General features: G+C 42.1%; 14 protein-coding genes. 5 read left to right on the top strand and 9 right to left on the bottom strand.

All coding sequences use genetic code 11. From position 1 onward, the window contains the following. The first annotated feature begins 56 nt into the window (after positions 1-56). From HBHAL_RS19145 to HBHAL_RS19135, 3 genes are read left to right on the top strand one after another with little or no spacing between them, the layout of a single operon-like run. Positions 57-179: a hypothetical protein gene (locus HBHAL_RS19145; RefSeq protein WP_014645180.1), complete on the top strand. Its 123-nt coding sequence runs from the start codon at positions 57-59 to the stop codon at positions 177-179. Between the two features lie 12 nt (positions 180-191). Next, complete coding sequence (locus tag HBHAL_RS19140; RefSeq protein WP_014645179.1) at positions 192-665, top strand: cytochrome c oxidase subunit II; 474 nt, start codon at positions 192-194, stop codon at positions 663-665. Then, positions 662-2,320 carry a b(o/a)3-type cytochrome-c oxidase subunit 1 gene (locus tag HBHAL_RS19135; RefSeq protein WP_014645178.1) on the top strand — a complete coding sequence of 553 codons (1,659 nt, stop codon included), beginning with the start codon at positions 662-664 and terminating at the stop codon, positions 2,318-2,320. Before HBHAL_RS19140 ends, HBHAL_RS19135 begins: the two co-directional genes overlap by 4 nt. 147 nt (positions 2,321-2,467) lie before the next feature. On the opposite strand, the gene HBHAL_RS19130 is transcribed toward HBHAL_RS19135, so the two are convergent. Continuing rightward, positions 2,468-3,583, bottom strand: coding sequence for a CapA family protein (locus HBHAL_RS19130; protein WP_223254237.1), 1,116 nt, complete (start codon positions 3,581-3,583; stop codon positions 2,468-2,470). A gap of 164 nt (positions 3,584-3,747) precedes the next feature. Between HBHAL_RS19130 and HBHAL_RS19125 the strand changes: the two genes are divergently transcribed. After that, complete coding sequence (locus tag HBHAL_RS19125; RefSeq protein ID WP_087946137.1) at positions 3,748-4,080, top strand: YrhK family protein; 333 nt, start codon at positions 3,748-3,750, stop codon at positions 4,078-4,080. 742 nt (positions 4,081-4,822) lie between these two features. Here the strand turns inward: HBHAL_RS19125 and HBHAL_RS19120 are convergent. Then, on the bottom strand, positions 4,823-5,278 hold the full coding sequence (locus HBHAL_RS19120) for a DinB family protein (protein WP_014645174.1): 456 nt from the start codon (positions 5,276-5,278) through the stop codon (positions 4,823-4,825). 314 nt (positions 5,279-5,592) lie between these two features. On the opposite strand from HBHAL_RS19120, the gene HBHAL_RS19115 reads away from it, so the two are divergent. Further along, entirely contained in the window at positions 5,593-7,506 is a 1,914-nt protein-coding gene (locus HBHAL_RS19115; protein WP_014645173.1) for an LTA synthase family protein, read from the top strand. A gap of 557 nt (positions 7,507-8,063) precedes the next feature. Here the strand turns inward: HBHAL_RS19115 and HBHAL_RS19110 are convergent. From HBHAL_RS19110 to HBHAL_RS19080, 7 genes are all read right to left on the bottom strand, one after another. Then, positions 8,064-8,840: a sulfite exporter TauE/SafE family protein gene (locus tag HBHAL_RS19110; protein ID WP_041601466.1), complete on the bottom strand. Its 777-nt coding sequence runs from the start codon at positions 8,838-8,840 to the stop codon at positions 8,064-8,066. Positions 8,841-8,900: 60 nt separating this feature from the next. Then, the gene (locus HBHAL_RS19105) at positions 8,901-9,128 is read right to left on the bottom strand and encodes a sulfurtransferase TusA family protein (protein ID WP_014645171.1); all 228 of its coding nucleotides are present in this window, start codon (positions 9,126-9,128) and stop codon (positions 8,901-8,903) included. Between the two features lie 62 nt (positions 9,129-9,190). Further along, positions 9,191-10,321 (bottom strand): MBL fold metallo-hydrolase, encoded by a 1,131-nt coding sequence (locus tag HBHAL_RS19100; RefSeq protein ID WP_014645170.1) that lies wholly within the window; start codon positions 10,319-10,321, stop codon positions 9,191-9,193. 40 nt (positions 10,322-10,361) lie between these two features. Further along, positions 10,362-10,928 (bottom strand): sulfurtransferase TusA family protein, encoded by a 567-nt coding sequence (locus tag HBHAL_RS19095; protein WP_014645169.1) that lies wholly within the window; start codon positions 10,926-10,928, stop codon positions 10,362-10,364. Between the two features lie 44 nt (positions 10,929-10,972). Beyond that, positions 10,973-11,269 (bottom strand): rhodanese-like domain-containing protein, encoded by a 297-nt coding sequence (locus tag HBHAL_RS19090; RefSeq protein WP_014645168.1) that lies wholly within the window; start codon positions 11,267-11,269, stop codon positions 10,973-10,975. Between the two features lie 16 nt (positions 11,270-11,285). Continuing rightward, positions 11,286-11,765, bottom strand: a complete 480-nt coding sequence (locus tag HBHAL_RS19085; RefSeq protein ID WP_014645167.1) for a DsrE/DsrF/DrsH-like family protein — start codon at positions 11,763-11,765, stop codon at positions 11,286-11,288. A gap of 61 nt (positions 11,766-11,826) precedes the next feature. Next, positions 11,827-12,084, bottom strand: a complete 258-nt coding sequence (locus HBHAL_RS19080; protein WP_014645166.1) for a metal-sensitive transcriptional regulator — start codon at positions 12,082-12,084, stop codon at positions 11,827-11,829. Between the last annotated feature and the right edge of the window lie 154 nt (positions 12,085-12,238).

The following is a 12,238-nucleotide window of genomic DNA, read 5'->3' as shown; positions in this document are numbered from 1 at the left end:
ACCCTCTCCACTAATACAATAGAAATAGATCAAATACATAAAAGGAGGCCTGGCCCATGAAAAAAAATGGCCCATCTCAACCAAACTTGAAAGGGACTTTAATCAGTGTAATGGCCGTTGGAGCCGTTATTGTCGTGATGTGGGTTTGTATTTATTTATTATATATCGTTCGTATGTAGGGGGGAGAAAGGATGCATTTACACAAATATGAAAAAATATGGCTGGGATTTGGAGTTATTGCACTTGTCGTTTTTCTATCCGTAGTAGGAGTAAGTGCTTTTGCACAGGGACATGCACCTTCCAGCGGGCATATGACCATTGATCCGGAAAAGGTGCGTGAAACGACTCCGTTTGATCAGCCTGGACTTCATAAAAAAGAGGATGGAACTTATGAAGTCGCTATGATCGCACTTACATTTGGTTATGAACCAAGCAAGCTGCAAGTACCTGCAGGGGAAGAAGTTATGTTTACGTTAACGAGTGAAGATGTTGTTCACAGTTTCTCTATTGTCGGTACGAACGTTAATATGATGGCCGTTCCAGGTCAGATTAATCATCGAAAACATACATTCAAAGAACCGGGATCTTATCTGGTCATTTGTAACGAGTATTGTGGCTCAGGCCACCATTTTATGAGTACAGAAATTGAGGTGGTGGAACAATGAATCCCGGAGAGATTGCAGTCAAAGATCGAAAAGTAGCGTTATTCAATTTAGGATTTGCTTACTCAGCCTTTCTTATAGGAACGCTGTGCGGGCTCCTGCAAGTGTTTATCCGAAATGATGCTCTTAATTTGCCAGCCTGGCTGGATTACTATCAGATTCTCACCGCTCACGGCCTTTTACTAGCTATTGTATTTACAACTTTCTTTATTTTTGCCTTTTTTCAGGCAGGCATGAGCCGAACCCTCGGAGCATTTGGCCCAAAGGTCAGGTTGTGGAACTGGATTGGATTCGCTGTGACCGCCTTAGGAACCCTTCTAGTCGTGGTCATGGTAGTAGCGGGGCAAGCGTCCGTACTTTATACATTCTACGCTCCCCTTCAGGCTCATGGGTTGTTTTACGTTGGTCTTGCCTTGTTCGTAATTGGTACATGGATTCAGGGGTTCAGTCTGGTCGGGCATTATGCCGTCTGGAGAAGGAATCATAAAGGGGAACTCAGTCCGCTATTTGCTTTTATGGCGATTGCAACAATTATCCTCTGGGTGATTGCCTGTCTTGGAGTTGTAGCCACCGTTCTGTTTCAATTCATTCCGTGGGCTTTTGGCTGGACGAGTGGGATTAATGTCGAATTAAGTCGTTCCTTATTCTGGTATTTCGGCCATCCACTTGTTTATTTCTGGCTGCTTCCGGCTTATATGGCATGGTATGTCATTGTTCCGAAAATTATTGGAGGAAGAGTATTCAGTGATTCTCTGGCCCGGTTATCCTTTGTACTTTTTATTTTATTCTCTATTCCGGTCGGGTTTCACCATCAGTTAACGGAACCTGGAATCTCCAGCTTCTGGAAATTTTTGCAGACGGTTTTGACGTTTATGGTTATTATCCCATCTTTAATTACAGCCTTCTCCATGTTTGCTACGTTTGAAATAAGAGGCAGGGAGCTTGGCGGCAGAGGTCTCTTTGGGTGGGTTCGCAAGCTTCCGTGGAGAGATGTTCGTTTTACATCCATCTTCATAGCTATGGCCTTTTTTATCCCGGGTGGCGCCGGAGGTATCATCAATGCGAGTTTTCAAATGAACGAAGTTATTCATAATACGCTATGGGTAGTGGGACACTTTCACATAACCGTAGGAACCCCGGTCGCAATGACATTCTTTGGTTTAACCTTCTGGCTTATTCCTAACTTAACGGGCCGGCGGTTTACGAAGTCCCTGCAGAAGTTAGCCTTCCTGCAAATTGCTACCTGGTCCATTGGTATGCTGCTTATGAGTACAGCTCAGCATTTGCTGGGACTACTTGGGGCACCAAGGCGTACAGCTTACACCGGATATGCTCACGATGATGCACTAGCCTGGTTTGATGGCTTACTAACCAACCATGTGACGATGGCTGTCGGTGGTTCCATCTTGTTCTTGTCCGCTGCTTTACTCGTTTTCATTGTAATCCAACTATGGTGGCTTGCTCCAAAAGCAGATGAACAAACCTACGAGGCGTTTCCAATTGCAGAAAGCGATTCTAGTATGACACCGCGTTTCTTGGAAAATTGGAAAATATGGATCGGCATTGCATTTCTATTAATTGCGCTTGCTTATACGATCCCGTTAGCTGAGATTATCCAGCACGCCCCACCAGGATCCGGGCGATTCCAGACGTGGTAAGAAAGGAGGGATAATATGACCTTTTCATTCGCTTTTACAATCGCATCCATTATCCTCACGCTCGTTTTGAGCAGTATTATTGTAGATCTGCAGACAGAGGAAGATTGAAATAGAAAGAAGCGGAAAGCCGGGAGCTTTCCGCTTCTTTCATTCCATAAATTCCAATTCAGGCATCCATTGGGCGAGGTGTTTTTTCTTAGCCTCATACTCTTCTTTTAAGCTTGGGAAATCATCCATCGGGATCACTTCATATCCATGTTCTCGTGCGGACGTAACGTATGTCACTTTAAACCTTGGTTTGACTACTTCTACATTGTCATCACTGTTGTCCATTTTTAAATTAAAGGTGAGAATGCCTCCGACTCGTTTCTCAAATGATTCCTGGCCTGAGAAAAAATTTCCCAGGGAATAAGCGGTCAGCATTTTATGTCCGTCCTTGCCTTCTACCCACTCTAATGGCTGAAGCACATGAGGGTGGTGGCCGATCACAGCCGTTACTCCGCGATCTGCGGCGAACTGGACAACATCTTTTTGGAATTGATTAGGATAGGGTTCATACTGATCACCGAAATGAAGACTTAAAAGGACGGCATCCGACTGTTCTTTCGCTTTCTCAATGTCCTGGGCCATTTTATCAAGCTCGATTCGATTTACCACATAGCTTTTCCCATCGGGCGCTTTTACACCGTTTGTCCCGTAGGTGTAACTTAATATAGCTACCCTGATTCCTTCTTTCGTGTCGTGTACTAGGATTTCTTCGCTGGCCTCTTTACTTTGGTAAGCTCCCGTGTATTTCATATCGATTTTTTCCCAGTGCTCGATCGCATTATTAATTCCTCTTGTTCCTTTATCCAACGTGTGGTTATTAGCAAGGGTTACCACATCTACTCCAAGTTCTTTTAGATTATTACCTATTTCTACAGGGGAGTTAAAAGCAGGGTATCCGGAAAGCCCTAATTCTTCCCCGCCGATCATCGTTTCCTGGTTAGCAATCGTGATCGTGGATGACTCAAGGTAAGATTCAGTCTGTTCCATCATAGGCATGAAGTTATATCCTTCAGAGGTTTCAGCCGCTTCATAGACACGGTCATGAATCAGTACATCTCCAATAGCCGTGATACTGATCTCTTTAGAAAAATCAATTGAACTCTTATCCTGAGGATCAACCGTGGATGTTGGCTGCTTAGTAACCGTCTTCATTTCTTCATTACTATCTAAAAGCCCGCATCCAGCTGTTAGAAATAAGATAGACAAACTTAACACTCTTAGAAATAAGCCCAAGGAAAAGTCACCTCCGTAAAAATTCATTTAGATTTATTGTACCTCTAATTAGGAGGTTTCTCCATTCCATGCAGCTGAAAAAAATGATTTTGTTTGTCGATTCATCGGGTATGAAGGTAATAGAAGTTCACGGAAGGAGGGCCGGGATGAGTAATCTAACGAATGAAAAAGCTGATGTGCAAAAGCACAGTAAAGATCAATACGTGGATATAAAAATGGGGAAACACGATCTATTCTTCAAAAAAAGCTATGAAGTACTCTACACGGTTAATGATTTTTTACTGGGACTCTGGTTTCTGATCGGAAGTGTTTGTTTTTATTTTGAAGCTGCTAAAACATGGGGGGTGAGTTTATTTGTACTTGGAAGTCTACAAATGCTCATCCGTCCAACCATTCGTTTAGCACACCGTATCCATTTGAAAAATATTTATCGAAAAGAATATGAGAACAAGCAGAAGAAGTCCCTTTCTTCTCGATAAGCGTGAATGGAGCTATGTTACAAGCAGTTGTTGATTTTTTTCAGAAAAGGTTTATTAAGCTATAGGGCCGTTATCTGTAAGACTCAGTTTCGAGATATTTTGTAGAGAAAGGGTCTCCAGGGAACGGCTCGCTTTCCGTGGGCATATGGTGAGCTTCCTCAGGCTTCGCCTTCCGGGATCTCACCGATCATGTGCATCCCGCAGGAGTCTTCACCGTTCCCTTCCGCCCCTTTGCGATTATTAAACGCTCAAAATCCTCTACGTATATACCTCCATATGAGGAAAAATGACCTGTGATCAACGTTAATTCCGAGTCTGTCCAGGGGGATAAACGCCGCTATAGAAGCATTTAGGACGATTTCAGGTTTCCCGTTTTTCCTATTAGCAGGGGTCCGTTCACAAGAAATCGCAGGGCTGGTGGGGAAATGAGGAGACTCCCGCGGGAGAAGGAGCTAGGCGAGACCCCACAAGGAGTGATAACGACTGAGGAGGCTTGCCAGTTCCCCTGCAGGAAAGCGACTTATTTCCCCACCAGCCCTCTTCCTTATTAACGTCACGGACCCATTTATCTCGAAACTGAGTCTTAAACAAACGGGAGCTTTTCTGTAAGATCAACACTGCGATTTAATAGAGTCTTAAATTAAAAGAAAGGACAGGAAGAATGATTTCCTGTCCTTTCTTACTGTTTTATTTTTTTAAGTTCTTATGGGATTTTGATTCAACACGGGAAAATTAATGATGGTTATTTTTTAACGAAACTCGGTAAATCCGTGTGTCCCATCTCTCTTACATATACGAAGAGCTGACCCTTATGATGGATCTCATGATCTTTAGCCATTTCTAACAATTTACCTGCAGGAATTTCTGATCCGAACATTTTCTTAACATCGATAAGTTCATCCAGATCTTCATCTTCTAACAGTTTAATCGATGCATACGTTTCGTCCGTGTAAACTCTGGCGCGCTCCGCTAAGGGAGTATCATCACCTTCAGGGAAAAGGTCTTCAGGTGACTGCTTGGCGGCAAGCCGGGCAAAGGTATAAGTAGTTTTCAGCGTATGGTTAACCAGCTTCTCTGTCTCCATAGATGTAGGAGTAGGTTTAAATGCGTAGTTTTTTTCATCGATCATTTCGATTAAATCGTTTAATGCTCCACGGTGAGGAGACAAGGAATTGATGAATTGTTCAACTGTACTCATGTACATAACCTCCTAAATTAATTCTCTTCAGTCCAAACGTAATTTGTATATCTATGGAAGTCAAATAGGAAGGTTTGGACATAAATTCAGCGTCGAATTCTTAAGTTTAAGTAAATAATATATTGGGAATGTAAAATTGGTTATACTTAAAAATTGGTAAAAACAAGCATAGGTCTACAGATGCATTTTTATATTACAAAGCTTTATAGATAAGGTTACAATTATTTCAGCTAATTTAAACTATCAATTTATGGTACAAAATTCGGTTCAAATAAGGTAAAATAGGTTAATGTAAATTTAACGGAGGTTTTACAATGTTTACACTAAAAAAATATTTAAACAAAAACACATTGTTGAAATTAACTGTCTATGCTCTTGTCATAGGTTTGTTCTGGCTGAAGATGTCATATATTCAAAGCAATATTTTCTCTTTAAATGTAGAAAACCCCAATGAAGCTAATATTCTTGCATTCAATCCTCTAAGCAGTATTTTTCTAATCTTTGGTATTGGAGTGCTGCTGGCGGGGCGCCGGGGGATGTTAGTTTCCTATATTCTTGGATCTTTACTGTTATACGTGAACATTCTTTTTTATAGGGAATATAACGACTTTATCACCATTCCTATGTTAAATCAGGTAGCGAACCTGGCAGGAATGGGGGGCAGTATTCAAACGATCCTAGAAGCATCAGATATCTTTTTGTTCGTTGATGTTTTAATCGCTGCATTCTTCTTGTTCTATTTGAAGCCTGCACGCTTAAGCCAATTCACACCGAAAAGGCGTGAAGGATTTTTGCTTGCGATTATTGCGATTCCATTGTTTGTGATTAACTTACAGTGGGCTGAAGAAGAGCGTACAGACCTTCTTGAGCGTACATTTGACCGCACAATGCTGGTGAAATATATTGGCCTTTTAAACTACCATGTCTATGATGCCGTGCTGCAAGGTAAGACGGAAATGAAGAAAACGTTGGCTGACAGTAACGAACTTGTGCCAGTTATTAACTACTTGAATGAACAGAAAACCGAAGACAGCGATCGTCTTGAAGGGGTAGCAGAAGGTAAAAACGTCATTGCGATCTCGCTTGAAAGTACACAAACCTTCGTAGTGGACAACACGTTGCACGGAGAAGAAGTTACTCCTTATTTCAACGAGTTAAAAGAAGAAGGTATGTACTTTGATAACTTCTATCATCAAGTGAAGCAGGGACGTACCTCTGATTCAGAGTTCCTTTTAGCAAATTCGATGTATCCGTTAAACCGTGGTGCTGTATTCTTCACGCACTCAGGAAATGAATATGAGGCTATGCCTGAGCTGTTAAGTGAAAATGGATACTTCACAAACGTGATGCATGCGAATGATAAGACGTTCTGGAACCGAAACGTCATGTATGATTCTCTAGGATACAACGAGTTCTTTTCGAAAGAAGATTATGATGTAACCCCAGAGAAATCTCATGGATGGGGCTACTTGGATGAATATTTCTTTGAGGATTCCCTGGAAAAGATGAAAGAGATGGAAGAGCCGTTCTATTCCAAGATGATTACGCTCACTCACCATTATCCTTTCACCTTACCTGAAGAGTTAGCAACTATTGAGCAAGGGGAAACTTCCAGTACTACACTGAACCGTTATTTCCAGACCATCCGTTACCAGGACGAGGCACTGGAACAGTTTGTAGAAGAATTTAAGCAATCAGAACTCTACGATGATACGATTCTCTTAATCTATGGTGACCACTTTGGAATCTCCGAAAATCACCAGAAAGCCATGGGAGAATACCTCGGAAAAGAGATTAATGATTACGAACAATTCCAATTACAGCGTGTACCAATGCTAATTTACGGTAAGGATATTCCTTCCGAAACCAACCATACAGTAGGAGGACAGATTGACTTGCGTCCTACTCTTACTAACCTGCTTGGAATTGAAGATGAGAACCCTGTTCAATTCGGACAGGACTTGCTAAATGAGGATCGCAGAGAAATGATGATTACACGTGATGGGGATTTCGCCAATGAAGAATATGTAGGTATTCAAGGCGTATGCTATGATAGAGAAACAGGAGAACAAGTTGAAGGCCAGGCTTGTGAGGAAGGCTTTCAAACTGCACAAGAAGAGCTGAGTGTCTCCGATTCCGTTATTTACGGAGATCTGTTGCGTTATCTTGATGAAACCGAGATGGTCAATACAGACCCTACCTTGAATAAAAACAATAAAGAAGAGTAACAAAAAGCTGCCGATCCCATCCAGATCGGCAGCTTTTTAATTCTTTTTCATTAGACTCCCAGTTGCTTGTTACACATAAGCTTCCGATACTGGAAGACTTAGTTTCGAGATAGTTGGGGTCCTTTGCAAACAATAGGTGAGGGCGGCTACGGAAACAACTCGCTTTCCTGCGGGGGAACTGACAAGCCTCCTCAGTCGTTAACACTCTTTGTGGGGTCTCGCCTAGCTCCTTCTCCCGCGGGAGTCTCGTCGTTTCCTCCGCCACCCTAACGATATCTAGTGAAGGGACCCTTCTATAGGAGACAGGAGCCATAATGCATCTGCCTCAAATGCTTCTGCAACAGGATTCCTACACGTAAACAAACATTAAAACCCAGGGTGGATTATAGATGATCCTTGTTCCCTGGAGCCTCTTTCTCCACACACTATCTCGAAACTGAGTCTTCCACAATCCGGTCCTTTTGTTGAATAAGTCTCTTAAGAGTAAGCGTCTATAATACTTTGAAATTAAGTTAATAAAAAACAGCTGACCTTTTTTGGTCAGCTGTTTGACTTCCTTAAAAGAAATCCATCCATACTTTTATCGTAGTGCCTAAAATCAGCACTGCAAGAATGGTTTGTAATACTCTTGTATTGATTTTTTTCCCTGCCATGGCTCCGAGGGGAGCTGCTAGTAAACTGGCTACGACCATAACGGCCGCTGGAAAGTACTCAACTTGGCCGGTCGTAACTTTACCTATCGTAGCCCCAATGGATGAGATCAAAGTGATGGCGAGGGAAGAAGCAATTGTCATCCTGGTTGGTATTTTTAATACTACAAGCATAATAGGGACGAGCAGAAAAGCGCCGGCAGCCCCTACGATACCTGCACCTACACCAACAATTAAAGCTAGAGAGGATGCAAGTGTTCGGTTAAAGTCTACTTCTTCAAGCACCTGGTCGTCCAAGCCCTTTTTAGGTATAAACATCATAATTGTAGCTATTAGCGCGAGCACACCGTAAACAAGATTTATTCCGCTTTCCGGCATGAATGTGGATCCATACCCGCCTATAAAGCTTCCAATTAGGATACTTACTCCCATATAAAGAATGAGGGACTTGTTCAAGTATCCACCTTTTCGGTAGGCCCATACGCCTCCAATCGTAGCAAAGAATACCTGTACGGCACTGATACCGGAAACTTCATGGGAGGTGAAGGCTGTGAACCCTACGAGCGGTGGTATATAAAGCAGCATCGGGTACTTGATAATAGAACCACCTATGCCGAGCATTCCTGATACATACGAGCCTGCAAATCCGATAAGAAAGATAGTAATAATTAATCCAAATTCCATTTTGGTCAACCTCCTTAAAAAAGGGAACCACATCTGGTTCCCTTTTTTATGAAAAATTCTTTACCCTTTTTGTATCCAGAACTTAAATACACCGTCTTCTTCATCGTGTTGAAGAAGTTCGTGGCCGCTTGATTTAGCCCACGCTGTTAAGTCACTTTTCGCCCCTTGATCGGTTGCGTGAATTTCAAGCGTTTCGCCGCTCTCAACTTCTTTCATGGCTTTCTTTGTTTTCACAATTGGCATAGGGCATGCTAAACCTTTGGCATCTAATACTTTTGTTACGTTCATAGGGAATAACCTCCAATAAATAATGTTGTTTTAAAATCTTTGTTTGTTTACCTTAGAATTAATTAGCGGACGGCACAGCGATTTGGACCAATTTCCATTTCTCGCTGTTCTTCTTCTTCCGGATCAATTTTACCCATGTTGGTTTCACGGATTTCCTGATAAGCATTCGGCTGTGGCGGAAGATTCTCGGTTACCATTTTTCTAAACTCATCTTTGTCTTCGATGTTCAGACCGTGGTTCTTCTCAAAGAGAACACCCAGCTTCTCGGCTACTGTTCCATCTTCGTTTAATTCATCCATAATCATAAAGTGCGCAGGAAGCACGATTAGTTCATCTGAAAGATCTTTATAGCGTTTATACAACGTTTCTCTAAGATCCATGACCCAATCATCTGCTTTTCCTGCCAGGTCAGGGCGGCCGATACTATCGATGAACAGAATATCTCCGGTCATCAAGTATTGATCATCTACTACAAAAGAAGTGGAACCAATGGTGTGCCCTGGTGAATACAGCGCGTGGATGTCGATGGTTGTGTTTCCAATGGTCACCTTTTCTCCATCTTCTAATGGCTGATAATCAAAGGTTACTTCTTCTGCATCCTTTGGAGGTAGCCAGTAAGCTGCACCTGTTTGCTGAGCAATGGTTCTGCCTCCAGAAATATGGTCAGCGTGTAAGTGGGTATCAAATACGTGTTTAATGGTCACACCCATTTGTTCAGCAAAATTCACATATACATCGGTTTTACGGGTGGAGTCGATAATAGCTGCTTCTCCGTTCGATACAACCATGTAAGATAAGCAGCCTTTACCGATACGTACAAATTGGTAAAGCTCGCCACCGTCCGTAAGATCACTTACCTTAACAGGCATTAAGTGTTCACTCCACGCTTTCATACCGCCTTCCAAGGAATACACATTTGTAAATCCGGCGTCATCCAGCATTTCTGTGACCATCTGGGAAGACCCGCCTTTGGCACAGGCCACTACAATATCCTGATCTTTTGGAAGCTGATCTTCAATTTCTTCCACGCCATCCAGCAGATCAAAGTAAGGGATATTCAAATAAGTGAAATTCTCGCTTTCGATCTTCCAGTCCTGGAAAGCGTCTTCTGTACGGACATCAAGTAAAAACAGTTCTTCTTTTTGAAGTGCTTTTTCAGCTAAATCCTTAACTGAGATTTCTTTTATTGCCATTATTAATTACCCCCTAAGGTATATTTAAGTTTAAAAAATTTTATGAACGCAGTGATGTCGTTTCACCGGACCACTCGCTCATTCCCGGTACAACATTGTATACACGCTCAAGACCTTTTTCCGTAAGCTTTTGACAAGCCATGTCACTACGACTTCCTGTGCGGCATACGACATAAACATCTTTCGTCTGGTCAATTTCATTGATTCGCTCATCTAATTCACCAAGTGGAATAGATACGGCCTCTGGAATATGCTCGAATGCAAACTCCGCTGACTCACGTACATCGAGAAGGAGTACGTTATCATTTTTCAGGTTTTGAGAAAGCTCCTCATTATTTACGGTGTCCGGGTGCAATTTCTCTTCTGATTCATCACTGGCTTTACGAATGTAGTGTTTTAAGGTGCCTTCTTCTTCAATGGTTCCTAAATATTGATGACCGGCACTCTTGGCCCAGGCCTGGAGATCCGCCTTAGAACCTTTATCGGTTGCCTGAACTTCGACTACGTCACCAGAATTTAAGTCCTTTATCATTTTTTTCGTTTTTACAATAGGCATCGGGCACGCAAGTCCTTTAGCATCTAATAAATGATCTGCTTTAATATCCATCCATTTATCCTCCTATAACCCCAAAGGGTATATAATTTATTAAATTATTCAGTAGGGCCTTTCCAATCCAGCATGCCGCCGTCCATGTTAGTAACATCATAGCCATTTTGTTCAAGGAACTTCGCAGCACGACCGCTGCGGCCTCCAGAGCGGCAAATCATTACATAGCCCCTGGATTGATCCAATTCGTCTATACGGGCTTCTAGTGAGCCGAGAGGGATATGTGCAGCACCAGGAATTTTCCCGGCCGCTACTTCTTCATCCTCACGAACGTCTATGAGATTCAATGATTCATTCTTGTTCAATTTTTCTTCCAGTTCTTGCGCACTTATTGTTTTCATTTAGGCTAACCTCCTATTAAATAAACAGATTTACGTTGCCGTCTTCAGCATCACCAATATAAGCAGCAACACCAGCATATTCAATTTCATCGAGCAGTTCTTCTTTTTGAAGCCCTAAGAGATCCATGGTCATGGTACAAGCGACAAGGTTAATATCCTGTTCCTGCGCCATTTCAATAAGGTCAGGCAGAGGCATCGCGTTGTGTTTTTTCATGACATCTTTAATCATTTTCGGGCCGAAGCCAGCATAGTTCATTTTAGATATGCCCATTTTATCGGCACCTCTAGGCATCATTTTTCCAAACATTTTTTCCATGAAGTTTTTCTTAACAGATACTTGTTCATCTTTTCGCAGAGCGTTTAACCCCCAGAATGTGTGGAAAATGGTTACATTGTGATCGTAAGCGGCTGCCCCGTTAGCAATAATATAAGCGGCCATCGCTTTATCATAATCTCCGCTGAACAAGATGATATTGGTTGATTTTGTTTCAGACATCTTTATCCTCCTAGAATTTATTTATACATATACGTGTATGGGTATTAAATTTATTAAAAAATTATCGGCTTTTAACTAGAAGCTGCACAGCTTCGTTGATGGAATCTTCTGTGTTCTGGTTATCACTTGATTCCTGAATGCACTCCACAAGGTTGGAGCTGACGACTAAACCGATGGTGCGATCAATTGCGCTTCTGGAAGCAGACAGTTGAGTGATGACGTCTTTGCAATCTTTATTTTCTTCCATCATTTTGAGAACGCCTCTTAATTGTCCTTCCAGACGCTTTACTCTGTTTTTCATGGCTTCGTTGTACTCCATGTTGATTCCCCTCCCTTAATGAAGATTTTGTTTGCTGTGTTGAACAGTACATGACTAATAATATACCCCATAAGGTATAATGTCAACAGGTGGATAAAAGAATATTGGATAAAACATTCTGTGGGAAGCAAACCTACGTATAGGTGGTGAATCA

Origin of the sequence: Halobacillus halophilus DSM 2266, from assembly GCF_000284515.1 — a bacterium.
In the GTDB taxonomy this organism is placed as follows: Bacteria; Bacillota; Bacilli; order Bacillales; family Halobacillaceae; genus Halobacillus; species Halobacillus halophilus.
This window is presented reverse-complemented; position numbering and strand designations above follow the sequence as displayed.

Bases quoted from the DNA above. Each gene is read 5' to 3' on its own strand.
- HBHAL_RS19145 (WP_014645180.1), top strand. From the start codon at position 57: ATGAAAAAAAATGGCCCATCTCAACCAAACTTGAAAGGGACTTTAATC.
- HBHAL_RS19140 (WP_014645179.1), top strand. From the start codon at position 192: ATGCATTTACACAAATATGAAAAAATATGGCTGGGATTTGGAGTTATT.
- HBHAL_RS19135 (WP_014645178.1), top strand. From the start codon at position 662: ATGAATCCCGGAGAGATTGCAGTCAAAGATCGAAAAGTAGCGTTATTC.
- HBHAL_RS19125 (WP_087946137.1), top strand. From the start codon at position 3,748: ATGAGTAATCTAACGAATGAAAAAGCTGATGTGCAAAAGCACAGTAAA.
- HBHAL_RS19120 (WP_014645174.1), bottom strand. From the start codon at position 5,278: ATGAGTACAGTTGAACAATTCATCAATTCCTTGTCTCCTCACCGTGGA.
- HBHAL_RS19115 (WP_014645173.1), top strand. From the start codon at position 5,593: ATGTTTACACTAAAAAAATATTTAAACAAAAACACATTGTTGAAATTA.
- HBHAL_RS19110 (WP_041601466.1), bottom strand. From the start codon at position 8,840: ATGGAATTTGGATTAATTATTACTATCTTTCTTATCGGATTTGCAGGC.
- HBHAL_RS19105 (WP_014645171.1), bottom strand. From the start codon at position 9,128: ATGAACGTAACAAAAGTATTAGATGCCAAAGGTTTAGCATGCCCTATG.
- HBHAL_RS19100 (WP_014645170.1), bottom strand. From the start codon at position 10,321: ATGGCAATAAAAGAAATCTCAGTTAAGGATTTAGCTGAAAAAGCACTT.
- HBHAL_RS19095 (WP_014645169.1), bottom strand. From the start codon at position 10,928: ATGGATATTAAAGCAGATCATTTATTAGATGCTAAAGGACTTGCGTGC.
- HBHAL_RS19090 (WP_014645168.1), bottom strand. From the start codon at position 11,269: ATGAAAACAATAAGTGCGCAAGAACTGGAAGAAAAATTGAACAAGAAT.
- HBHAL_RS19085 (WP_014645167.1), bottom strand. From the start codon at position 11,765: ATGTCTGAAACAAAATCAACCAATATCATCTTGTTCAGCGGAGATTAT.
- HBHAL_RS19080 (WP_014645166.1), bottom strand. From the start codon at position 12,084: ATGGAGTACAACGAAGCCATGAAAAACAGAGTAAAGCGTCTGGAAGGA.